Consider the following 21660-nt stretch of genomic DNA (forward strand, 5'->3'; position numbering starts at 1 on the left):
ATAGACTACTCACACTCTAGCATGGAAATAATTATTCTTTTTGCATGATTTTACGTACTGCTTCTAGATGTTCTTCGGTTACCCACAAAGTAGTACACTCCTTGATCTCCTCCGTTATTCTCTCCTTCATCCTGGTTGCAGACCATTTCCTATTTACTACCTTTTTGTACGCATTTACAACTTTAGTATTATGTAAAAATTCTTTAGTAATAAATTCTTTGCATTCCATAATTAAATTGTCCTCTAACAAGATATGTTGAACAAAACCAAGCTCTTTACCGGCTTCGCTTGAAAAAATTTCACCTGTTAGAAGAAGGTGATACGCTTTGTCAATCGATACTCTTTCTAATAGGATAGTTGCACCACCCCAGCCGGTAGTAATCCCCTGTTTCCCTTGAACAAAGCCGAATCTACTTCCACGAGATGCTAGTCTATAATCACAGGCAGTCGCAAGCTCACAGCCACCTCCAATTGCTAGTCCGTTCAGTAGAGCGATAGTTGGTTTCGTTAAAGTAGCAAGTGAGTATAGTATCATCCCCATCTTACTAAGCATTTGATATGCTTCTTGCTCTGTATTAAGGTTTTGAAAAACGGATAAGTCTCCACCTGAGCAAAATGCTTTTTGTCCAGTACCCGTAATCACTAAAACTTTATCGTCATCATTTTCTTCTACTTCAGTGATTGTCTTTTTAAGCCCATCCATCACTTCATAATCGATTGCATTCCATTTTTCAGGGCGATTGATTGTAAACCAAACGATTCCCTCTTCATCTCGTTTCACTATGTATTTTGACATGGATTTACCCCTTAAGCCTTTTTATCTTATTGTACTGGTAAAAAATTGAGATTTGCAACATTGGATTGAATAACATTAGAAAGAATCTGAGGTGTTTTCTTTGAGTGGAGGAGGTTAGAAAGTAATCTAGACAATGTAAAAAGCGTATCGATAACAATGTTATCAATACGCTTTAACATGTCAACAAATTATTTGTTAACAACTTCTTTTCCTTTGTAAGTACCGCATTCTTTACATACGCGGTGTGCTAATTTCATTTCACCACAGTTTGGGCATGCCACCATACCTGGCACTTGTAATTTGAAATGTGTACGACGTAATCTTTTTCTTGTTTTAGAAGTTCTTCTAAAAGGTACAGCCATTATTCCCACCTCCTTAAAAAGAGTAGATCAAGATGGATTTTATTCGTCTTCGAAGAATTTTGCTAATCCTGCTAACCGTGGGTCAATCTTGTTCTTTTTATCATCTTCACTGATAACTTCCCAATCTTGTCCTGATTGCGGTGCTGCATCTTCAGAGTTCGAATCATCATCACAAAAAATCTGAATTGGTATTTCAAGTAAAATATTTTCCTTGATTAGCGGAAGTAAATCAATTACTTCTCCTTTAACTTGATGAACATCCTCTTCCGACTCTAAGTCAAATTCAGATGTCTGTCTAAGTAAAAACGTTTCAGTTGTTTTGATCTCGAATGGAAATTTTACATCAACCAAGGTTCGAGAACAAGGCAAAATCATTGATCCAGAGATTGCTATATGAAAGCTTGCTTTTGTGGAGCTGAGATCAGCACGACCGGTTATTTGTACCGGTGAAATATCTCGAATTGATTTCTCGATCTCCATTAAGTCTCTTACATCAACAGTTTCGTCAATCATTAGACCTTTTCGAGCTAACTGATTTAATTGATTAATTGTCCATTTCAAGTGAAATCACCTCAAGGCAACAAAGGTAATTATAGCTTTGCGGATTACATTTGTCAATATTTTTTCTTTACACTATACTTAAAGTGTAGATACTTATCTACTATATCAGCTTTTCCAAAAAAATGATATTTAAAAATAAAGTTTTAAATAGAAATGTATAAGGGCCTTGAGAACGGAACATCGACTAACTTCCGCCATGTCCTGTGGCAAACGTCGATGTCAGCACTTCCTGTGCAAGTCTGACAAGCACAAGACGGGCCGGCTAGAAGGTTGCTTTTTGACCTTCTTGACGGAACGCTTGTGACCTCGAGGGGCTAGGCGCTTATGCTAGACATTGAAAAAAGGGTGAAATGATGAAGGCTGTAGGTGTAATTGTTGAATACAATCCATTTCATAATGGACATAAGTACCATCTTGAAGAAACAAAAAAGAAAACACATTCAGATTGTACGATTGCAGTAATGAGTGGAAATTTTCTTCAACGCGGCGAACCTGCCCTTGTTTCAAAATGGACAAGGACCAAAATGGCGTTAGAAGCAGGCGTTGACATCGTCATTGAATTACCATATGCATTCGCCACTCAGAAAGCACAAAACTTTGCGAATGGTGCAATATCACTATTAAGTGCACTTCATTGTGACAAAGTTTGCTTTGGTAGTGAAAATGGAACAATTGACGACTTCAAAAACACCGTGGATTTTATGGAAAAAAATCAACAATCCTATGATTCCACCACTCGGCAGAATATGAAAAAAGGATATAGCTATCCTAAAGCAGCTTCTCTTGCTTATTCTTCACTTTCAAATAATGATACATACGTTGATTTATCGAAACCAAATAATATTTTAGGCTATCATTACGTAAAAGCTATCAATGATCAAAATAGTAGCGTTAAAGCTGAAACAATTATGAGAACATCTGCCGGTTATCATGATGAAACCTTTTCTCATGAATCCATCGCCAGTGCAACTAGTATTCGTAAAACATTATTTTCAACTGAGAAAAATATGGATCATATTAAAAATTATCTCCCACCCTCAACTTCCAAATGGCTTTCTTCCTATTTTCTAGAGAACCAATTATTCCATCGGTGGGAGGATTACTTCACATTATTAAAATATAGGTTACTAACGTCTACACCGGATGAATTAGCAAAAATTTATGAGGCCGAAGAAGGAATTGAAAATAGACTGCTAGCCCATATTACAGAAGCAACCTCCTTCATGGATTTTATGGAAAAAATCAAAACAAAACGATACACATGGACAAGACTTCAACGTTTATGCGTACATATATTAACAAATACAACAAAGGAACAGCTGAAACCAGTTAATGAAAACCCACTGGCCACCTATATTCGTTTACTAGGTATGTCTCAAAAAGGACAGAACTATTTGAATCACATTAAAAAGGAAGTAGAACTTCCCATTGTTTCAAAAATATCAGGGTTTTCGGATGAACTATTTACACTTGATGTAAAAGCTACTCAAACCTATTTAGCTATATTCCCTGAACCACTTCGCTCGTCACTTCTACGACAGGAATATGCTACTCCACCGATTAGATATGATGAAGAACACCAAAAATATTTATAAAAAAATTAGCCGCATCCATTTTTGGAAGCGGCTGATTTTTTATTTACTCTTTTCATCAAGATTCTCAAGATAATGAAGTGCATCCTCAAAAGTATCTACAGGAACGATTTTCATGTCTGTCTTAATATCTTTAGCGGTTTCTAAAGCTTGTCGATAGTCTGAATCTGCTGCACCATTTTCATTCGGTGCAAAGAATATGTCAACATCTGTGTTATCCGCAGCGACTATCTTTTGTCCAATCCCACCTATTGGGCCGACCTGTCCCTTCGTATTGATTGTTCCAGTACCAGCGATGCGTAATCCGTGTGTCAAATCCTTCTCTGTTAGCTGATTATAAATCTCAAGTGTAAACATGAGACCAGCCGAAGGACCACCTATTTTTTTTGAATCAATTTTAATTTTTGGATCTGCTACCACTTCGAGATCTGTAATTAACTCAATTCCAATTCCAATTTTGTCTGGATCCTTTGGAAAAGGCGCTAGTGAAACAGAGACTGTTTTCTCTTCTCCATTTCGTTCAACCTCAATGTTTATCGTTTCATTCTCTTTTTTATCAGCTACATATTTCATAAATTCTGTATGTTCTTCAATTTGTTTCCCATCAACTGCAAAAATTCGATCGCCTGGCTTTAACACTTTCTCAGCCGGCATTCCCTCGACAATACCCATTATGTAGATTCCATGGTTTTTTACCGTTACAGGCTTGTTCGCATACTTATAGGCAACCGTAATTGCTGATTCCTGTGAATCCTCCATATAAAATAATTGACGATTCGTATACTCTTCATCACTCTCATTGTCCCGTCGCACATGATTAATCGGTAAAATTTCATGATACTTTTGGAACTTAGCCCATGCATAGCTAAAAATATTGGCTTGACCAAGGCGAATCGTCGTTAACATGAATTCCCCTTCTTCATCATAGCCATTTTCAACATTAATAATGGGGTCGAGCTCTGTCGCCATCCCTGGTTTTGTCACGTAATATGGGAGTTGGATAAAGGTGCCCAAAATTGCAAGCACCACACCTATTACGAGGGCTTTTAAGTACGCTTTATTTCTCTTTCTCTTCATTCAATGCAGACTCCTTCCACTTTGCAATTGCCTCTTGGATCATAGGAAGTTGTTTTCTCGTTTCCTCTTCCCCGATTCGGATAATATCCTCAATATTTGTAAAAGCACGGGAACTAAAATGCCCTACATGCGGACGGATCATGATATCAGAGGAAAATTCCCCATACTTCACAAGCTCCTTCTGCATAATATCTATACTCTGTAATATGACATCAAATATTGAAGCAACCTCTTCATTTATTTTAACATGTGAGACGTCCACCGCAATAACGATATCTGCGCCCATGTCTTTTGCTACAGAAATGGGAACACGATCAATTACACCACCATCGACTAGGATGCGACCATCAATTTTTTCAGGCACAAATATTCCAGGGATGGCAATACTGGCTCGGACAGCATCTGCAACGGGACCATTTCGAAACACAACTTTTTCACCCGTTAATAAATCAGTTGCCACAATACCTATTGGAATATCAAGTTGTTCTATATTTTTTCCGTGTGTGAATACACGTATTAGTTCCTTTACCCTTTTTCCAGCAATAAATCCCATTTTAGGAACGGTAAAATCTAAATAATATTTGCGTTTAAATGCAAGTGCAAGCTTATATAATCGGTCAATATCCAACCCTGCGCCGTAAAAACTTGCGACCAAAGAACCCATGCTTGTTCCAGCGATGAGGTGAATTGGAATATTTTCTTCCAAAAGTACCTTAATTACTCCCAAATGTGCAAATCCTCTTGCCCCACCAGATCCAAGCGCCAATCCGATTACAGGTTCGTTCATACGAATCATCCCCTAACATTGAAACTATAACAGTATATGAAAAAAGAAATGAAAACTTGTACAAACTTTTGGTCTAAATTTGCCACCTATACACGTATATTTAAATAGATGTACAAACCATCGATTGATATTTGTTGATACTTTTCATTACACTCACGACGTCAGAATTAAAGAAAAAGAAAATTTCGAAAACTGTGGACTCTCTTATTCTATCACTTAAATCAACTAATTGTATAGAAAAGAAGACTTCTATAGGAGGAGTACCATTGATACGTTCTAGGTTCAAAACAGTAGCAATTGCAGCAGGTATTACCTTACTTACCATTGCACTAATTTATTTTCCAAAGGAATCACTTGAAGCTTCGAGGGTCGGTTTGGAAATGTGGTGGAAGATCGTTTTTCCATCCTTACTTCCGTTCTTAATCATTTCTGAATTATTAATTGGTTTTGGTGTTGTTAAATTTATCGGTGTCTTATTTGAACCACTCATGAGACCGCTGTTTCGTGTTCCAGGTGTAGGTGGTTTTGCATGGGCGATGGGTATGGCTTCAGGGTTTCCTGCCGGTGCAAAGCTAACTGCACGGCTTAGACAGGAGAAACAGATTACAAGGGTCGAAGCAGAAAGACTTGTTTCCTTTGCGAATGCTTCAAATCCTCTTTTTATATTTGCCGCCATTTCTGTAGGTTTTTTCGAAAACCCAAGGTTAGGAATCTTGCTTGCTGTTAGTCATTATGTCGGAAATTTTTGTGTCGGATTAATTATGAGGTTCTATGGTAAAAAAGGCGACGAACATACACCAAAAGATGATGAGAAAAAGAGTATTATTGTGAAAGCCTTACAGGAACTCCACCGTACAAGACTGAAGGAAAAGAGGCCATTTGGTCAATTATTAGGTGATGCAGTAACCACCTCTATTCATACCTTATTAATGATTGGTGGATTTATCATTTTATTCTCTGTGTTTAATAAGCTACTCTCTTTAATTAATGTTATTGCCATAATTGGGGCAGGATTATCGGTGTTATTAAAACTATTCCAAATGCCAACCGAACTCAGCATCCCGCTTATTTCCGGAATATTTGAAATTACAACAGGATCGATGATGACAAGTGAACTAGAACACATTGAATTGCTTCCTAAAGTGATTGCTGTCAGCTTTATTCTTGGATTTTGCGGATTATCTGTTCAAGCACAGGTTGCGAGTATACTAGCGGAAACCGATGTGAGTTTTAAGCCATTTTTTATGGCCCGAATTATGCACGGCTTTTTGGCTGGAGTGATCACATTCTTTTTATGGAATCCACTTTATGTGAAAAATAAAGGTTCAGAAGAAACAACGGGTGTCTTCTCTCCATTGATACCAGAGCATTCACCCTTATGGGTAGAAACGGTATGGAGTGGATTATTAACCTACGGACCGCTTTTTACCATATTATCTTTATTTTGTTATATCGGTATCTATTCCATTAGAATGAAAAGCCCTCGCATTTAGTATGCTGGGCTTTTTACTGTTTGTATTAAATGATATTTAACCTTGATGGTTGGTGTTGAATTTCTCTTTAAGGGCAAGTTCTACTGGCTTAGGTACAAGCTCTGAAATTTCACCATGATACTTTGCAGCTTCTTTCACGATACTTGAGCTTAAAAATGAATATTGATTATTGGTCATCATAAAAAAGGTTTCGATATCTTCATTTAAAATACGGTTCATTGAAGTAATTTGCATTTCGTACTCGAAATCTGAAACAGCACGAAGTCCACGTAAAATCGCATTTGCATTTTTCTGACTTGCATAGTCCATTAACAAACCTTGAAAAGATTCAACCTCAATATTATGTATATCCTTTGTGCTTTCTTGTAAAAGTTCGATCCGTTCCTCTACTGTAAACAAAGGTTTTTTTGATGAGTTATTTAATACGCACACGTAAATTTTATCAAATACTTTTGCGCCTCTTTTAATAATATCAAGATGCCCATTTGTTACAGGATCAAAACTTCCTGGGCATACTGCAATTCTTGTCATTTCTATTCCCCTTCCCATCCCTCTTCATATCTATAAATTGATACACCAATGATTCCATACTCTTCATGGCGAACTAATTCAAAGTTTCCGATTGACTTTTCGAGTAATACTTCTGAATCATGTTCTGCAATAATAACTCCATCATTTGTTAACAACTGATGTTTACTAATTTCTTCAATGAGTTCTGTTAATTTCTGCTGTTTATAAGGCGGATCTAAAAAGATTACATCAAATTTAATGTCCCGCTTTACGATTGCCTTTAATGCTCGTACAGCATCATTTCGATATACCTCTGCCTGATCCTGAAGGCGACATGTTTCTAAATTTCCTTTTATCGTTTGAATCGCTTTTTGATCACGATCAACAAAAATCATTTTGTCGATTCCGCGGCTAAGTGCTTCAATTCCAAGTCCGCCACTTCCACCGAACAAATCAAGACCAACACCACCATCAAAATAAGGGCCGATGATATTGAAGATCGCTTCTTTCACCTTGTCCGTTGTTGGGCGTGTAGACGACCCTGGTACCGCTTTCAAGTGCAGACCTTTCTTTATCCCAGATACAACCCTCACTACTATCACCACTGTCTATGTAAAATGAATAACATTATCCTACCATAAACATTATCGTTTGTTAATCAATAACGAATAATTAGAGGACGAAAGGTCAGCAAAAATTTTACTTCGATAATAAAAATACGCCAGAGTATGTATACACAATTTTCAATTGGTCATAATTAGTAATAACAACATCATTCGAGGATGTTGTTGCCAACCGCGGAGAAGACTTACGTTTCCCCATAAGTTCTTCCTCCGGTTTCTCCTCTCCCTTTGCCTTCTTCCATGTGAACGGTAACGAAAACATGGAATGGAAGGACCCTGCAAGTAACTTGCAGGGTTTTTTTGTTTGTAATTGTTAATTCTGATCAAATCGTGATACAGTAAACATGGAAAATATGAAAGTAAGGGGAATTTAGTATGATACAACGATTTATAGAGCTGGGTGAAGGATACTCTGATATTTATGAACTTCTAGAGCTGATGAAGAATAATAGGGACAGGGTCTCGAAACTATTGGCCTTTAACACTACCGTTCAAGATAGGCAGGTATCCTCTATAGCAGTAGCATTCCAACCAACAAATCCTGGTAATTTTCAAGCTATCTACATTTGTAGGGAAGGTATACCGAACCCGGAAATCAAACCGAATAAGAGGTACTCTCTCTTTGCTGAATTGGCTAATGATCTTGATTTATCCATTATTACACTTGATGTAAAACCATCCACCATGTTTAGTGAAAAAGAACTTTATTATCAACACTTAATTGGGATTCTAAGAATGAACCGATACATACCACCGATGCAATAACAAAATAACTATATGGAGGCCGTTCGGCAAATAGCAAAAGGTGTTGGCTAGCGCCTTGAGCTAGACAATGAAGGCGCAATTCCTTTTTCTTACCCTCACTTGTGGTTCGGCCATTGTGTGAGGGTACGATTAACTCTTTTTCGTACCCTCACTTGCGCTTCGGCCATTGCGTGAGGGTACGATTAACCTTCTTTCTTACCCTCACTTGTGCTTCAGCCAACGCGTGAGGGTACGATTAACCTTCTTTACTACCCTCACTTGCGCTTCAGCCATCGTGTGAGGGTACGATTAACTCTCTTTCGTACCCTCACTTGTGCTACCATCATTGCACGAGGGTACGATTAATCTCTATTCGTACCCTCACTTACACATCGGCCATTGCGTGAGGGCACGTTTAACCTCTACACTCCTCACTACGGCACATCCTGTTTTCTTTTTGTTGATTTTATACCCAAACTCAACATACCATCATCACTCGTAACTCTGTATTCAGCTAAAGCTGACCTAGAGCCAGACAATAAAAAAAGCTTATCAAAAGCAGGATGCTTTTGATAAGCTTTTTATAGTCCAATCTTATAATCGTATTCCTTAGCGCGATCTGGTTTTCGGTTCTCGAATTCAATCTTTAAAAATGGTTTATATGATGGCTCTACTCTTTTTACGAAGGCAAGCGAATTTAACTTTTCTACGATTGAATCGGTGTTTTCCATATCGTTATAAAGAACCACGTATTTTAGACGTTTTGATACATAATGAATATTGCCAAATTTACGCAGCATTTTTGAATGCTTTAGCGAATGTAGCCAAACGATAATTCCTTGGCGTTGTCCAATCATAGTGTTTTCTCCTTATTTCAATAACTTTTTTATAGTGTAGCACAATGAGTTAAAATTTTACAATATGAAATAAAGTAGAAAACTTACTTTTTTCTGAAAATATGGGTAGGATATTCATATTTTTTGCTAATCTATTAATGACAGCCACATGCTCCGCCGCTACCACAGCCGCCGCCACAGCTTGAGATGGAATCAAAATATGGGTTACCTGTTGGCACTTTAATATGTTTTGATACAGCTCCACCTAGTAACACGCTGATTTCATCAAAGACTTTTTGAATATTATCTTCTGCCTTTTTAAATTCAGCAATGGTTTCATGAAGATCTAGCTTTCTTTTTAACTCTCTTGTCTCTTTGGAAACCGTTCGAAAATCAGGATGGTATTTCCCGAATCGTTGAACCTCGTCATACTTTTCCTTCATATTCTGAAATTCCGCGATCAGTTTTTGTGCTTCTTTATCCTTTTGTAATGTATATAAACAGCTGCGATATTCCTCAGCCAGTTCAGATTGTAGAATCATTGATGCTAGGCTTTCTGCCTCTTCAAGTATCTCAACTCTCTCAATTGTAGCTATCAAAAAAAACACCTCCATAATCACTATACCATGATTTTTCACGAATCGCATCTTATGAATACTTTATAACTTTATTACTTTATTTGAACATGAATCGTGTGGTCGAGATTGTAATTTGTTAAATCATTATGGACTACTTGAATCTTTAGGGTATGTTCGCCCTTTGTTAGCCCTTTGATGATAAATGCAGCCGTGGATATCTTTTCTGTCCGACGTCCATCGACTATCACATGAAGATGGCCCTCACCTTCATTCTTATGCCCGCCACTTTGTTTGAACGTAAAATTTGGGATCATGCATTCCAGATATACATCATTTCCCCTAACATGGTGATTCACATGTAGAGTTCGTACTGATTTGTTCGTAACGTTCTCAGTAATCGTAGCCTCAACCAAATTTCCATCTATAAAAACATATAGGTAACTTAGAATTAAAAGGGACAAAACAAACTTGTACAACTTTCTACCACTCCTTTTTTTCCTAGTTTTTCCTATCACATTACAAATATCCTGCCTTCCTAAAAAAGAGCGACTCTTAAAGAGTCGCCTTGCCTTTAATCACTTTGTCGCATGCCTTGATACATTTGTAGCATGAAAGAGGCCATTTCTAAAGACTGGTTGAGTTTTTGCACTTTATGTGGAAGGGTCTGTTTAAAATATGACTTTGACTCCATTTCAAGGCTCTGAAAATCATTAGGATTCCTAGTTAATTTTCTGTACCAAATTGGGTTTTGACGTACAAAAGTACGAAGTTGTTTTTTTGTTTTGAGGTATTCATAGGTATCTTTTCGCATCATGCTCCCCCTACTGACCTAGTCTTTTCGAAAGGCAAACGGTTGAGGTTGTCGGTGCGAAGACTGCCCTTGTTTCGGCTTTTCTTCTCCACGAAACTGATGGATGACTGCTTGAATCGTTGAAATGGCTTCACTTACATTTGAGATTTGCTGCTGAAGATTATTCATATCTGCATTTTTAAAGGATGAAAAGATTTTCCCAATAAAATCTTCTTTTTCACTTTCTTCTGTCTTACTGTTGTTATTTTTATATTTTTCCCACTTCTCATCATTCTCACCAAGTATATACCAATCTTCATATACTTCCTGCCAGTTAAGTACTCCTTTTCGCACTTCCTGAACCAGAATTGGATGTTTCTTAACAAAAGATTTAAATTCTTGAACGGATGGATGAAGTTTTTTTCCCATACCAATCACCTCTTTTTCATACGATTGCCTACTATAGTTTATCTTTAATAAATTGATTTGTTCGCCCATTTTAAATTGCATTAAGCCCAATATCATTGTTAAAATAAGAATAATAAAAATATTATGGATTTGAGGTAATTATCATGGAAGACCGTATCCTACAAAAATTACAAACATTTTTCGTTGAGGCAAACGAAGAAGAAAGACAGGCATTAGAACAAGTAATCGATGCTGTAATTCGTAAACAAACAAAACAAAATGGATCTTATATTGGTGGCTTATTACAAACAAGTCGAAAAGTTCTTGATGATCAAACCTATGAAATTACCATTCCTAATACGGAGCTAATTCAAAACCCATTAAAAATCGTCCATGGGGGGATTACAGCAACTCTCCTTGATTCTGCTATGGGTTCAGTAGTTCACCATGTCCTCCCTCACAATAAAGCAGCCGTAACAACTGAAATGAAAATTAATTATGTGGCTCCGGGAATCGGAAAAGAATTACGCTGTGTCGCGCAAATGATACATAGAGGTTCAAAAATATGCGTGACTGAGGGAAGAGTATTCCGTGACGATGGAACATTAATTGCTCATGCAACAGGCAGTTTCTTTATCATTAATCGTCCAAGCAGAAAATAACGAGGTGTAGGAATGGTTACAGCCATTGTTATTCCACTCATTATTGTCTATTTTTATGTACTTTCAAAAAAAGAAAGAAAGAAATATGAGGAAAGCTGGAAAGCTCTTGAAAATGTAAAAGAAGAAGCAGTAATCAAAGGTCGAGTTATCAGTAAGAACGAAGAAAAGCAACGCTATTATTATCATAAATTCGTTCTCGTGACTGAATTAAAAATAAAAACGGCCACAGGCATCATTAAAGCTAAACGGATCATTCCACTAAGGGATGGACATACGCCTGCTCAAATTAAAATAGGTGATGAAATTTCGTGTATTGGTGAATGGACAAAAGATCATTTCCAGTTCTACAAATATCAAATCATAGTAAATAAAAAGTAAGCAATACACTTAGTTGCATTGCTTACTCCCATTTTTGAATAAAGTTTTGCGTGTAGTATTTTTCGTGTACCCCTACCCCAAGAAAGTTGTAATCCTCATTTAAAAGAGTCTCACGATGTCCCTCACTATTAAGCCATCCTTCAACAGCTGCGATACCGTCAACATATTTAGCCGCAATATTTTCTCCCGCAAGTTGATAGCTTACCTCTCCATTAGCTAAGCGGTCAGCTAGTCCCCCTTTTGTCGGCGAGGTATGGTCAAAATATTCATTCGTACTCATATCTTTACTATGTAAATAAGCAACACTAGCTAACTTTTCGTCCACTTTTAGTGGGTGAAGTCCATGTCTAGTTCGGATCACATTGGTTATATCTAGAATTTGGGCTGAATTTCCTTGTTCTACTTCCTTCCATTCTAGCTTTGAAACTTCTTTTGCGGACAGTAATTCACCTCGATATGCTAATTCATAGGGACGAAGCTTAATCAGCGTCTCTCCATCTAAAAAACGAATGCTCGAAATCTCATCTGTAAACGTATCCACATATACTTGTACATAGACATTCCCCATCGCAATCAAAGGTCTAGCATTCATTTCTTCTTCAGTTAACTCAAATCGATATGGATTTTTATCCACATTCAAAGAGATTTTAGGTTTTATTAAGCCTTTTGAACGTAACTCTGCAATAGGTTGTCCAATTTCAAATGGTTCAACTTGTACATCATTCCCTGTTCCAAACACGGTAACAACACGATCATTTTCAATTCCCACCTGGATATAATTTTGTGGGGTAGAGTTATACACCCACCAATTATAATCATAGGATGAACGGTCTATTCGGTTGGGCTCACCCAGTATTTCTACTATTTTTGAACTCTCCACTCCAATGAACGAATAGAGCCCTTCAAATTGATGAATCTCCTTTTGATAGGGTATAGTGTTTTGTTCAGTACTTACATGGTTTGATAACAACTTATTATCATTAATACCATTCACTATTTCTGTTCTTCCGTGTTTGATAGAAATATAATAAATGCTAGAAGCTAAAAGTAAGATAGTAACTGCAATCTTAGCCAATTTCAGAAGAACCACTTCCTAACATCAATCATTTTCTATCATATATATTAAAGTTTTCCTAGATTTATGCGTTAAACGAAAGAATAATAAAACAGGCACCAATTAGGTGCCTGTTAATTTAGTGTAGTTGGTCCTGTTCAGATATGTCACTTAATGCTTCTCCTGCATGATTATCCGACATTTTATTTGTTGCCAAGTCACCTAATGAAACAATCCCAACTAATTGACCATTCTCTACCACTGGTAAACGTCTAATTTGATGTTTTGCCATCAATTCGGACGCTTCTTCAAGTGACGTATCAGGTGAGCAAGTAACTAGATTATCACTCATCACATTTGTTACTTGATTGGAGCCTGATCTTTTTTCAGCATACCCTCGTACAACTAAATCGCGATCAGTGATCATTCCGATTAATTTTTGATCTTCTAATATAGGAATTGCACCAACATCTAAATCCTTCATTTTAACTGCTACTTCATACACATTATCAAGGGGCGTACAATATTCAACATCAGTACTCATTACATCACGAACAGATTCCATTGTATCCTCCTTTTTAAAGACTCTCATTATTAATCTTATTTACCGATAAACATTTGGGTCCAATAATGTCTTTTTGAACCACCTTCTGCATACCCTACACCAATATGCGTAACATCTCGTTTTAGAATATTTGCTCGATGTCCAGGGCTGTTCATCCACGCGTTCACAACTTCTTGAGGTGTTCTTTGTCCAGCGGCAATATTTTCAGCTGCTGTTCGATAAGAAATCCCAAAGTTTCGCATCATCGTAAATGGTGAGCCATATGTTGGTGAAGTATGGTCAAAATAGTTTCGGTCTCTCATATCCACAGATTTATAACGTGCCACACGTGACAGTTCCCAATCAATTTTCAATGCAGGCAATCCATATTTTGCACGTTGTTGATTGGTTAAAGAGATAACCTGATTCTCAACGCTTTTGACATTTTCCAGAATTGGGATTGTTACCTTTTGACCCGGATAAATGAGGTTTGGGTTTCTAAACTGCGGGTTTGCTGAAATTATTTCGGACAAACCAACTTGATAGCGTACAGAAATCTTCCATAAAGTATCACCTGGCTGTACGGTGTATGTAGTCGTACCTTGTCCATTCGCAATCATTGGACCACTTAAAATAAAAAATAAACCTGTAAGGATTAAAAGAAATTTCTTCATCGTATCCCTCCTTTCTTTGTTAGTTTGACCAAAACTGAAGAAATTCCACATAAAATAATTTTTTATTTTTCGTGACATATTAATGTCAAACGTTGCAACTTGTATGTTTTCGTACTATTATTATACTGAGAACATATAAATCGTTGTTTGACGGTTTTTGGAGGGATATTAAATGAGATTTGAAAATACGGGGATTGAAAACGTAACAATCGAATTACCAAGATTAACTGACATAATGAGATCAGAAGGTTTTATTCTTGCAGGTCAGTGGGATTACGAGAGAATTACATACGACCGTAAGTTTGAGATTAAAGGTGATATTTACTACCTTCGTGTACAAGGTCATGCGGTTGAGGGAGTAATCGAAGAAAATGCAACTGATGCAGTCATTAAACTACTTACACCTTTCGTTGGTAAGTACTATTACCCACATGGTGTCGAATATGGCGAAGAGGAAGTTTTCCCTAAAACTTTAGTAGATCAATGTGAACGCATCTTAGCAAAAGTAAAAGAAAATATTGATGCGGTTGTAAACGCATAAGCTTGCAATGTAAAAAGGAACAGTCGTAACTGTTCCTTTTTTTACGTTGTTGGAAGTGGTTGTTTGTTCGTAAGACCTTCCACTTTAATTGTAAGACTAGATAAGCTAATCCCGGTCATACTTTTTATCTCATGTAAAATCGCTGCTTGCAGGAGTTCACATGTCTTTTTTATTTCTAAGCCGTATTCGATAGCGATTTTTACCTCAAGGGCAATCCCTTCTTCTTCATCCTCGATTACGGTAATACCGTTTTTATGAAAATTCCGATTTAGAATGCCAGAGACCCCATCCTTTAATCCTGATACAATCGTAACTCCTTCAATATCTTCGGCACAAATCGACGCAATCATTGCTAATACATCATTCTTAATATAAAGCGATCCATTTTCTAAGGCTTTTCTAACCACCCCAACCACACTCCTTCTCAATTTCAAGACCACCATGGTTACTCCTACCATATGCAATAAGGAATGAATTGGGCACTAGCCTAGAAAAATTTTTCTTTATTAAATAACTTTACGAAGTTCCCAAGTTAAAAACTTACCATCTTTCTTTGTACATCTCATTCCTAGCTTTTCAAAAAGCCGGATCGATTGATAGTTACTATCACTACATTCCATAAGTACTTTTTTTGCGTCCGCTTGTGAAACAAGCCAATCAATTAAAGCGTCCACTGCTTCATAAGTTAAGCTCGATTTTTGATAATCTCGATTCATTGTATACGTCAATTGGACATTACCTTTCTTATCTGGTTTGCCATGAAGATAAATATCGCCAATAATCCGTTTATCGGCATAATTAATGATTAGCCATAATCCCCAGCCATATTGATTTTCATCCTTCTCAAGCTGTTCTATATAAAACGGAAGAATACCTGTTATTAATGGAGATGGCCAATTTTGTGGAATCGTTATAGGTGATCGTTTTTCAAGTTCTTTGCGATGAAAAACTAATGACTTGGCAATATCCAAAGAACACGGAACCAATAATAAGTTTTCTGTAAAGATCTCAATCATCCTTAACACTCCCCTCTAAGAAAGATACGTTATGTGCATAGAATAACAAAATAAAAAGGTGCTCTAGAATATTGTATTCTAGAACACCTTATACATATTACAAACAATCCATTCTACCATTGTTTAAAAACCTAAAATTGCTTTTAACATCGATGTAGTTTCTCCACCCTTGTAAAAGACATACAACAAGAAATAAACCGCTACACCTGTTAAGGCTGTAAAAAACCATATGATGCTTGTGATGGGTCCCAGCTTACGGTGCTTTGCAATTTTGTTTTTAAAACCAAGATATAATGTAATCACTCCGAATATTGCACCTGTTGTTGCCAAGAATATATGAAAGATTAAAAATATCGTATAGTATATCTTAACATCGTCAGGTCCGCCAAATGAAGTATTTCCGATAAATACCGTTCTCGACATATAGATAATGAAGAAAATCAATGCAAATATAGCAGCGGTCGTCATCGCTTTTTTATGTGCATCAATTCTTTTTTGTTTAATTAGATACCAACCGATGGCAACTGTTACTGCACTTAAAACAATAAAAGTGGTGCTCACTGTAGGAAGAATCGGTAAATTCATAGTAAACCTCTCTCACATCGTTCTCTCTCTATTTTTTATTAGTTCGTTTGGGGCTTGAGTAATTGCTCGTCAAGAATTTTTTCTTCCTCACGTTCCTTACGTACCCATTCAAAGAATACTTTCCCTAGTAAAATCGCATAAACAAACTCTTGAATAATTTTCATAATAACGCCACCAGTACGTTGGTCTTCAAGAGGAGGCATGAAATTAAACATCTCTGGTCCAGTAAGATTTAGACTGGCTAGCATTGAGGCTGGTACACAAAGCTCTAGAGCAGTTACCCATGACCCAAGTTCTGTATATGTTGAATACATAGCTACATCTGAAAAAATAATAAGTGCACATGCAGGTGTTAGTAACATACCGTCTGCGAAAATGTAACCAACTTTTTTAAGTCCACTCAATGTGTTCCACTCTTCTAATTTATTAATTAAAGGCCACCACATAAAGAAAGCAGCAATAAAAATAAAAGTCGTTGTTGCAGCATGAATGAACACATTGGTTTTTACAAAATCAAAAATAAGTGGGATATGATATAAAGAAAATGAACCATTAAATACAACTAAAGCAATTAAAGGTTTTGTAAAAAATGTAAAAAGTGGCTTAATTACTTTTAGATTTATAAAGGTTCTCCATAGCCAATTAGGCACACCCAAAATAAAAAATGTCGGTACAATTAAATATAGTGTTGCCATTTGCGTCATATGAGCAGTCATAGTCATATGGCCTAATAAATCAATCGGACTTCCTTTGCAAAAATAAAGCAGTGCCATTCCGATCATAAACAAAATCTTTGTCTTAATTGAAGTAGGTTCAGAATGAGTAAATCGATGTCTCCATGGACCAACAATCATAAAATATAGAATCAAAATGGCGATAAGTGATCCTAAAAAATAGGGACTCCACAATGCCCGAAAACCAAAGATATCGATAGACATCTCTATCTCACCTCTCTTAATAATATAAACAATGTACACATACTATTAATTATACCTTTAGGGAAATAGTCATGCAAACAAACCATTTATGAACTTTTAGTGTCTAAAAAAAGAAAGCCGGCATTATACCGACTTTCTCCTACTCTTACCACCAAATAATTGTACTGAAGCATAGAACAGTAATAGCAGCAATTAATACTCCTGAAAACATGAACATTTTTGGTGCTTCATGTCCTTTATGATTCATGTGCATGAAGTAATACAATTGTAAAATAACCTGAATCACCGCTAGAAGTATAATAAATGGTACAACGAACCATGGTGAAAATTGTTCAGACCCAACTGCTATAAATGCAATGATAGTAAGGAAAATCATGAGAGCAAAAGAGATAACATGCTGCTTCATTTCTTCCGCACTTTTTCTTTTGCGATAGGCTAAATCAACATTCGTGTTATTAGTATTATTTGCCATGTGTTTATCCCACCATTCCCATTAAATATACAACAGTAAAGATGAACACCCATACTACGTCAATAAAGTGCCAGTAAAGGCTAAAGACATAAAACTTAGGTGCATTATATAAATCTAATCCACGGTTAGCGTTTCGTATCATAAGTGCAAGAGCCCAACATAGTCCAAATAGTACGTGAGCACCGTGAGTTCCAACTAATAAATAGAAAGCAGATCCAAATGCACTTCCTGTGATTGTATGACCTAAATGTACATAGTGGTTAAATTCGTAAATTTCCAATCCTAGGAAAGCTGCACCAAGAAGTACAGTTAGACCTAACCAAAGTTGCATTTTCTTAAAGTTGAAGTTCTTCATATGGTACATAGAGTACACACTTGTTAATGAACTTGTTAAAAGAATCATTGTCATCGTAAAAGCAAGTGGTATTTCAAATAAATCCTGTGACGATGGACCTGTACCATTACTCTTGTTTAATGCTAAATAAGTTGCAAAGAGGGAAGCGAATAGAACTGTTTCGCCTCCAAGGAAGAGCCAAAAACCAATAAATTTATTTTTTCCTTCAAGGGTCGCTTTCTCAGGCTCTGCAGGAAAAGTTTCAGCTGTTAATTTTTCTTCTACATGCATTATGCCTCAACCCCTTTCTTGTCATCATCATCCATTAAATCTGCTTTATGAATGTGGTAGCCATGATCATCGATAATTGAGCGTAATAGCATCGAACCAAATGTGATGATACCTCCAATGATCATTACTGGAACAGACCAGCTAACACCATCTGGATGGTGTAAGAACCCGAAAGCTGCAACAAATAGTCCTAAAGAAATGATGAAAGGTAGGATTGAACTGTTTGGCATATGAATATCTCCAAGTGGTTCTGCTGGAGTCATCTCTTTCTTGCCTTGCATTTTTTCTACCCATAATGGATCTAATCCACGGACTAAAGGTAATTGCTTATAGTTATATTCTGGTGGTGGTGATGAAATAGCCCACTCTAGAGTACGGCCGTCTCCCCACGCATCAGCTGTTGCATTTTCACCTTTAATTGAGGTGATTACAATATTGTAAAGAAGAACAATTACACCTAATGCCATGCCAATAGCACCTATTGAACTGATTAAGTTTCCAAGTTCCCAACCATGATTTGGTAAGAATGTGAATACACGACGTGGCATTCCCATTAAACCAAGGAAATGTTGGATAAAGAATGTTAAATGGAAACCAATTAAAAATAACCAGAAAGTTACTTTTCCAAGAGTATCGTTTAGCATTTTACCAAACATTTTTGGCCACCAGTAGTGAGTACCCGCGAATACCGCTAATACAACTCCTCCAACAATAACATAGTGGAAGTGAGCAACTACGAAATAAGTATCATGATACTGGTAATCTGCAGGTGCAGAACCTAACATTACACCAGTTACCCCACCCATAATGAATGATGGAATAAATGCAACTGCATATAACATCGGTGTTGTAAATTTAATTGAACCGCCCCACATTGTGAAGAGCCAGTTAAAGATTTTAATACCGGTAGGTATAGCAATTGCCATTGTAGCAACCGCGAAAATCGCGTTCGCAATCGGTCCTAGACCAGTTGTAAACATGTGATGAGCCCACACCATGAATCCTAAGAAACCAATTAATACTGTTGCGAATACCATTGAAGAGTATCCGAAAAGTCTTTTTCTAGAGAATGTTGCAAAAATCTCAGAGAAAATACCAAACGCTGGGAGAATTAAGATATAAACTTCTGGGTGACCGAAGATCCAGAATAAATGCTCCCAAATAATTGTGTTTCCACCCATTGATGGAACGAAAAACGCAGTACCAAAGATACGGTCAAACATCATTAATAACAACCCTACAGTTAATGGAGGGAATGCAAATAGTATTAATGCTGAAGCAACAAACGTAGTCCAAGTAAATAACGGCATACGCATATAAGTCATACCAGGTGCTCTCATTGTGATGATAGTTGCTAAGAAGTTAATACCACCAATTAAAGTACCGATACCTGAAATTTGAAGACCAAGTACATAGAAATCAATACCATGACCTTCGGAGTGTAATGCAAGCGAAGCATATGAAGTCCAACCTGCATCAGGTGCTCCACCCATAAACCAACTTAAGTTTAAGAATACTCCTCCAAAGAAGAATAACCAGAAACCTAACGCATTAACAAAAGGGAAAGCTACGTCACGTGCACCAATCTGAAGGGGCATGACGGCATTCATAAATCCTAATAAAAGCGGCATGGCTGCCAAGAAAATCATTGTTGTACCATGCATTGTAATGATTTCATTGAAAAAACCAGCTGTTACAAAGTTATTATCTGGTACAGCAAGTTGAATACGAATAATAAGAGCTTCTATTCCTCCGAGAAGGAAGAAGAATCCACCTGCTATTATATAAAGTTTAGCAATCTTTTTATGGTCAACGGTTGTTAAATAATCCCATAAAGTAGCGCCAAACCCTTTTTTCTGAGCTACAGTACTCACAATGTGACCTCCTTATTCTAAATTTTGTACATTAATCTTCGACACTAAGGCCCATTAGATATTCAGCTAAAGCATCTAAATCCTGGTCTGATAAACCTTTATTATCATAGGTTCCTGTCATGCTGTTACCCGGCTTAATTGATTCAGGATCCTTCAACCAATTTTTCAAGTTTTCTTTGTTGTATTCTAATTTACCAGCAATGCTAGAACGATCACCGAAGTTAGCTAAGCTTGGTGCAGTCGGACGCTTTTCACCTGGGTTGATTGCGTGACACGCGATACAGCCGTTTGCAGTAAATAATTCTTCCCCAGCTTTTGCAACATCATTTGCAGGTACGTGTTCTACGTCCTTAGCAGCAACCATTTTGTCAATCCACTGATCATATTCAGCACGTGGAACTGGTTTTACTTTGAAATCCATTAAAGCATGTGAAGGACCACAAAGTTCAGCACACTTACCATATAATAAGCCGCCAGCCTCTTCTGTACTTTCAGAGTCAAACTCTAACCAGAATTTGTTTACGTTATCTGTATTAGTGTCTAATTTCCCACCCGCAGCTGGAATCCAGAATGAGTGCTTTACATCTGCTGCAATAAGGTTAAAATAAACTTTTTCATCCGTTGGAACAACTAACTCTTGGGCAGTTACAATACCATGACCTGGGTATTCAAATTCCCACCAATATAAATTTGCAGTAACATTTATTACTACCGCATCTTCATCTTGTTCCATCGCCTTTACATCTGCTAATTTAAATGTTGCAGATACGGTTGGTATTGCAAGAACCAAAAGCAAAAGTATTGGAATAGTAGTCCAAATAATTTCTAAAGTGTGATTTCCTTCGACTTGCTTAGGAATCTTGTTTTCGTCACCTTTTTTACGTCTGAATTTTACTAAGGCAATAACGAAGATAATTGTAACTACTGCAATAACGATGACCATGATCAATGTAGCTAAGATCATTAAATCGTACTGCATTTTCGCAACTTCCCCTGCTGGGGTAAGTGCAGAAACGAATGGTTCCCCACACCCTGCTAACAGCAGCGCCATGAAACTAAACAGTGTGAACAAGCGCACTTTTGGTAGCCATTTTTTCATAGCTTAATCAAACCCCTCTTTCAAGAATATTTTGCTACTAT

30 protein-coding genes are annotated in these 21660 nt (G+C 36.9%); 6 read left to right on the forward strand and 24 right to left on the reverse strand.

All coding sequences use genetic code 11. The annotated features are described in order from the left end of the window. Nucleotides 1–31: 31 nt before the first annotated feature. From CKK03_RS13675 to CKK03_RS13685, 3 genes are all read right to left on the reverse strand, one after another. Nucleotides 32–796: an enoyl-CoA hydratase/isomerase family protein gene (locus CKK03_RS13675; protein ID WP_099363104.1), complete on the reverse strand. Its 765-nt coding sequence runs from the start codon at nt 794–796 to the stop codon at nt 32–34. 188 nt (nt 797–984) lie between these two features. Then, entirely contained in the window at nt 985–1158 is a 174-nt protein-coding gene (gene rpmF / locus CKK03_RS13680; RefSeq protein WP_077617716.1) for a 50S ribosomal protein L32, read from the reverse strand. Nucleotides 1159–1197: 39 nt separating this feature from the next. Next, nucleotides 1198–1719 carry a YceD family protein gene (locus CKK03_RS13685; protein WP_099363105.1) on the reverse strand — a complete coding sequence of 174 codons (522 nt, stop codon included), beginning with the start codon at nt 1717–1719 and terminating at the stop codon, nt 1198–1200. A 353-nt stretch (nt 1720–2072) separates the two neighbouring features. Between CKK03_RS13685 and CKK03_RS13690 the strand changes: the two genes are divergently transcribed. Then, nucleotides 2073–3314: a nucleotidyltransferase gene (locus CKK03_RS13690; protein WP_099363106.1), complete on the forward strand. Its 1242-nt coding sequence runs from the start codon at nt 2073–2075 to the stop codon at nt 3312–3314. Nucleotides 3315–3353: 39 nt separating this feature from the next. On the opposite strand, the gene CKK03_RS13695 is transcribed toward CKK03_RS13690, so the two are convergent. Both CKK03_RS13695 and CKK03_RS13700 read right to left on the reverse strand, forming a co-directional pair. Then, nucleotides 3354–4388, reverse strand: a complete 1035-nt coding sequence (locus tag CKK03_RS13695; RefSeq protein ID WP_099363107.1) for a SepM family pheromone-processing serine protease — start codon at nt 4386–4388, stop codon at nt 3354–3356. Beyond that, nucleotides 4369–5175, reverse strand: coding sequence for a patatin-like phospholipase family protein (locus CKK03_RS13700; protein ID WP_099363108.1), 807 nt, complete (start codon nt 5173–5175; stop codon nt 4369–4371). The genes CKK03_RS13695 and CKK03_RS13700 overlap by 20 nt, the downstream gene beginning before the upstream one ends. A 266-nt stretch (nt 5176–5441) precedes the next feature. Here CKK03_RS13700 and spoVV point away from each other — a divergent pair, with 266 nt between their 5' ends. Next, nucleotides 5442–6668, forward strand: a complete 1227-nt coding sequence (gene spoVV / locus CKK03_RS13705; protein ID WP_099363109.1) for a dipicolinic acid transporter SpoVV — start codon at nt 5442–5444, stop codon at nt 6666–6668. 36 nt (nt 6669–6704) lie between these two features. Here spoVV and coaD read toward each other — a convergent pair whose 3' ends face one another. The 3 genes from coaD to CKK03_RS24140 all read right to left on the reverse strand — a co-directional run bounded on the left by coaD (nt 6705) and on the right by CKK03_RS24140 (nt 8000). Then, nucleotides 6705–7199 (reverse strand): pantetheine-phosphate adenylyltransferase, encoded by a 495-nt coding sequence (coaD, locus tag CKK03_RS13710; RefSeq protein ID WP_099363110.1) that lies wholly within the window; start codon nt 7197–7199, stop codon nt 6705–6707. Between the two features lie 2 nt (nt 7200–7201). Beyond that, a complete protein-coding gene (gene rsmD, locus CKK03_RS13715; RefSeq protein ID WP_099363111.1) occupies nt 7202–7771 on the reverse strand; it encodes a 16S rRNA (guanine(966)-N(2))-methyltransferase RsmD in 570 nt (189 codons plus the stop codon). Between the two features lie 106 nt (nt 7772–7877). Then, nucleotides 7878–8000 carry a hypothetical protein gene (locus CKK03_RS24140; RefSeq protein ID WP_281254503.1) on the reverse strand — a complete coding sequence of 41 codons (123 nt, stop codon included), beginning with the start codon at nt 7998–8000 and terminating at the stop codon, nt 7878–7880. A gap of 176 nt (nt 8001–8176) precedes the next feature. On the opposite strand from CKK03_RS24140, the gene CKK03_RS13725 reads away from it, so the two are divergent. Beyond that, on the forward strand, nt 8177–8566 hold the full coding sequence (locus CKK03_RS13725; protein WP_099363113.1) for a DUF7147 family protein: 390 nt from the start codon (nt 8177–8179) through the stop codon (nt 8564–8566). A gap of 560 nt (nt 8567–9126) precedes the next feature. On the opposite strand, the gene CKK03_RS13730 is transcribed toward CKK03_RS13725, so the two are convergent. The 5 genes from CKK03_RS13730 to ylbD form a co-directional block, all read right to left on the reverse strand. Continuing rightward, a complete protein-coding gene (locus tag CKK03_RS13730) occupies nt 9127–9402 on the reverse strand; it encodes a YlbG family protein (RefSeq protein ID WP_099363114.1) in 276 nt (91 codons plus the stop codon). A gap of 134 nt (nt 9403–9536) precedes the next feature. Beyond that, the gene (locus CKK03_RS13735; protein WP_099363115.1) at nt 9537–9980 is read right to left on the reverse strand and encodes a YlbF/YmcA family competence regulator; all 444 of its coding nucleotides are present in this window, start codon (nt 9978–9980) and stop codon (nt 9537–9539) included. A 71-nt stretch (nt 9981–10051) separates the two neighbouring features. Further along, a complete protein-coding gene (locus CKK03_RS13740; protein WP_099363116.1) occupies nt 10052–10435 on the reverse strand; it encodes a hypothetical protein in 384 nt (127 codons plus the stop codon). A gap of 95 nt (nt 10436–10530) precedes the next feature. Then, nucleotides 10531–10770, reverse strand: coding sequence for a YlbE-like family protein (locus tag CKK03_RS13745; protein WP_099363117.1), 240 nt, complete (start codon nt 10768–10770; stop codon nt 10531–10533). Between the two features lie 18 nt (nt 10771–10788). Beyond that, entirely contained in the window at nt 10789–11178 is a 390-nt protein-coding gene (gene ylbD / locus CKK03_RS13750) for a YlbD family protein (RefSeq protein ID WP_099363118.1), read from the reverse strand. A 143-nt stretch (nt 11179–11321) separates the two neighbouring features. Between ylbD and CKK03_RS13755 the strand changes: the two genes are divergently transcribed. Together CKK03_RS13755 and CKK03_RS13760 are read left to right on the forward strand one after the other, a co-directional pair. After that, nucleotides 11322–11819 carry a PaaI family thioesterase gene (locus CKK03_RS13755; protein WP_099363119.1) on the forward strand — a complete coding sequence of 166 codons (498 nt, stop codon included), beginning with the start codon at nt 11322–11324 and terminating at the stop codon, nt 11817–11819. Between the two features lie 12 nt (nt 11820–11831). Next, on the forward strand, nt 11832–12197 hold the full coding sequence (locus tag CKK03_RS13760) for a hypothetical protein (protein WP_099363120.1): 366 nt from the start codon (nt 11832–11834) through the stop codon (nt 12195–12197). Between the two features lie 22 nt (nt 12198–12219). Here CKK03_RS13760 and CKK03_RS13765 read toward each other — a convergent pair whose 3' ends face one another. The 3 genes from CKK03_RS13765 to safA form a co-directional block, all read right to left on the reverse strand. Next, nucleotides 12220–13272, reverse strand: coding sequence for a CAP domain-containing protein (locus CKK03_RS13765; RefSeq protein WP_245864118.1), 1053 nt, complete (start codon nt 13270–13272; stop codon nt 12220–12222). 118 nt (nt 13273–13390) lie between these two features. After that, entirely contained in the window at nt 13391–13816 is a 426-nt protein-coding gene (locus CKK03_RS13770; protein ID WP_099363121.1) for a CBS domain-containing protein, read from the reverse strand. Between the two features lie 35 nt (nt 13817–13851). After that, a complete protein-coding gene (gene safA / locus CKK03_RS13775; RefSeq protein ID WP_099363122.1) occupies nt 13852–14469 on the reverse strand; it encodes a SafA/ExsA family spore coat assembly protein in 618 nt (205 codons plus the stop codon). A gap of 172 nt (nt 14470–14641) precedes the next feature. Here safA and CKK03_RS13780 point away from each other — a divergent pair, with 172 nt between their 5' ends. Then, entirely contained in the window at nt 14642–15010 is a 369-nt protein-coding gene (locus CKK03_RS13780) for a YugN family protein (RefSeq protein WP_099363123.1), read from the forward strand. Nucleotides 15011–15051: 41 nt separating this feature from the next. Here CKK03_RS13780 and CKK03_RS13785 read toward each other — a convergent pair whose 3' ends face one another. The 8 genes from CKK03_RS13785 to coxB form a co-directional block, all read right to left on the reverse strand. Beyond that, nucleotides 15052–15417, reverse strand: coding sequence for an Asp23/Gls24 family envelope stress response protein (locus tag CKK03_RS13785; RefSeq protein WP_180271250.1), 366 nt, complete (start codon nt 15415–15417; stop codon nt 15052–15054). 99 nt (nt 15418–15516) lie between these two features. Next, nucleotides 15517–16026 (reverse strand): GNAT family N-acetyltransferase, encoded by a 510-nt coding sequence (locus tag CKK03_RS13790; RefSeq protein WP_099363125.1) that lies wholly within the window; start codon nt 16024–16026, stop codon nt 15517–15519. Nucleotides 16027–16149: 123 nt separating this feature from the next. Beyond that, entirely contained in the window at nt 16150–16611 is a 462-nt protein-coding gene (locus CKK03_RS13795) for a DUF420 domain-containing protein (RefSeq protein WP_099363126.1), read from the reverse strand. Nucleotides 16612–16649: 38 nt separating this feature from the next. Then, nucleotides 16650–17549: a cytochrome c oxidase assembly factor CtaG gene (gene ctaG, locus CKK03_RS13800; RefSeq protein WP_425432865.1), complete on the reverse strand. Its 900-nt coding sequence runs from the start codon at nt 17547–17549 to the stop codon at nt 16650–16652. A gap of 145 nt (nt 17550–17694) precedes the next feature. Then, nucleotides 17695–18021 (reverse strand): cytochrome c oxidase subunit IVB, encoded by a 327-nt coding sequence (gene ctaF / locus CKK03_RS13805; protein ID WP_099363127.1) that lies wholly within the window; start codon nt 18019–18021, stop codon nt 17695–17697. Nucleotides 18022–18025: 4 nt separating this feature from the next. Then, nucleotides 18026–18646, reverse strand: a complete 621-nt coding sequence (locus tag CKK03_RS13810; protein ID WP_099363128.1) for a cytochrome (ubi)quinol oxidase subunit III — start codon at nt 18644–18646, stop codon at nt 18026–18028. Further along, nucleotides 18646–20520, reverse strand: a complete 1875-nt coding sequence (gene ctaD, locus CKK03_RS13815; RefSeq protein ID WP_099363129.1) for a cytochrome c oxidase subunit I — start codon at nt 20518–20520, stop codon at nt 18646–18648. Before ctaD ends, CKK03_RS13810 begins: the two co-directional genes overlap by 1 nt. Before the next feature lie 31 nt (nt 20521–20551). Then, nucleotides 20552–21619 (reverse strand): cytochrome c oxidase subunit II, encoded by a 1068-nt coding sequence (coxB, locus tag CKK03_RS13820; RefSeq protein WP_099363130.1) that lies wholly within the window; start codon nt 21617–21619, stop codon nt 20552–20554. Nucleotides 21620–21660: the final 41 nt, after the last annotated feature.

Origin of the sequence: Fredinandcohnia onubensis, from assembly GCF_002734215.1 — a bacterium.
GTDB lineage: Bacteria > Bacillota > Bacilli > Bacillales > Bacillaceae_L > Ferdinandcohnia > Ferdinandcohnia onubensis.

Coding starts and splice junctions, on each gene's coding strand:
- CKK03_RS13770 (WP_099363121.1), bottom strand. CDS start 13,816: ATGGAATCTGTTCGTGATGTAATGAGTACTGATGTTGAATATTGTACG.
- ylbD (WP_099363118.1), bottom strand. CDS start 11,178: ATGGGAAAAAAACTTCATCCATCCGTTCAAGAATTTAAATCTTTTGTT.
- ctaG (WP_425432865.1), bottom strand. CDS start 17,549: ATGTCTATCGATATCTTTGGTTTTCGGGCATTGTGGAGTCCCTATTTT.
- CKK03_RS13690 (WP_099363106.1), top strand. CDS start 2,073: ATGAAGGCTGTAGGTGTAATTGTTGAATACAATCCATTTCATAATGGA.
- CKK03_RS13745 (WP_099363117.1), bottom strand. CDS start 10,770: ATGCGAAAAGATACCTATGAATACCTCAAAACAAAAAAACAACTTCGT.
- coaD (WP_099363110.1), bottom strand. CDS start 7,199: ATGACAAGAATTGCAGTATGCCCAGGAAGTTTTGATCCTGTAACAAAT.
- CKK03_RS24140 (WP_281254503.1), bottom strand. CDS start 8,000: ATGGGGAAACGTAAGTCTTCTCCGCGGTTGGCAACAACATCCTCGAAT.
- CKK03_RS13700 (WP_099363108.1), bottom strand. CDS start 5,175: ATGAACGAACCTGTAATCGGATTGGCGCTTGGATCTGGTGGGGCAAGA.
- CKK03_RS13760 (WP_099363120.1), top strand. CDS start 11,832: ATGGTTACAGCCATTGTTATTCCACTCATTATTGTCTATTTTTATGTA.
- CKK03_RS13780 (WP_099363123.1), top strand. CDS start 14,642: ATGAGATTTGAAAATACGGGGATTGAAAACGTAACAATCGAATTACCA.
- CKK03_RS13810 (WP_099363128.1), bottom strand. CDS start 18,646: ATGCATGTAGAAGAAAAATTAACAGCTGAAACTTTTCCTGCAGAGCCT.
- rpmF (WP_077617716.1), bottom strand. CDS start 1,158: ATGGCTGTACCTTTTAGAAGAACTTCTAAAACAAGAAAAAGATTACGT.
- CKK03_RS13730 (WP_099363114.1), bottom strand. CDS start 9,402: ATGATTGGACAACGCCAAGGAATTATCGTTTGGCTACATTCGCTAAAG.
- coxB (WP_099363130.1), bottom strand. CDS start 21,619: ATGAAAAAATGGCTACCAAAAGTGCGCTTGTTCACACTGTTTAGTTTC.
- safA (WP_099363122.1), bottom strand. CDS start 14,469: ATGAAGAAATTTCTTTTAATCCTTACAGGTTTATTTTTTATTTTAAGT.
- CKK03_RS13790 (WP_099363125.1), bottom strand. CDS start 16,026: ATGATTGAGATCTTTACAGAAAACTTATTATTGGTTCCGTGTTCTTTG.
- CKK03_RS13755 (WP_099363119.1), top strand. CDS start 11,322: ATGGAAGACCGTATCCTACAAAAATTACAAACATTTTTCGTTGAGGCA.
- CKK03_RS13795 (WP_099363126.1), bottom strand. CDS start 16,611: ATGAATTTACCGATTCTTCCTACAGTGAGCACCACTTTTATTGTTTTA.
- ctaF (WP_099363127.1), bottom strand. CDS start 18,021: ATGGCAAATAATACTAATAACACGAATGTTGATTTAGCCTATCGCAAA.
- CKK03_RS13695 (WP_099363107.1), bottom strand. CDS start 4,388: ATGAAGAGAAAGAGAAATAAAGCGTACTTAAAAGCCCTCGTAATAGGT.
- CKK03_RS13675 (WP_099363104.1), bottom strand. CDS start 796: ATGTCAAAATACATAGTGAAACGAGATGAAGAGGGAATCGTTTGGTTT.
- CKK03_RS13725 (WP_099363113.1), top strand. CDS start 8,177: ATGATACAACGATTTATAGAGCTGGGTGAAGGATACTCTGATATTTAT.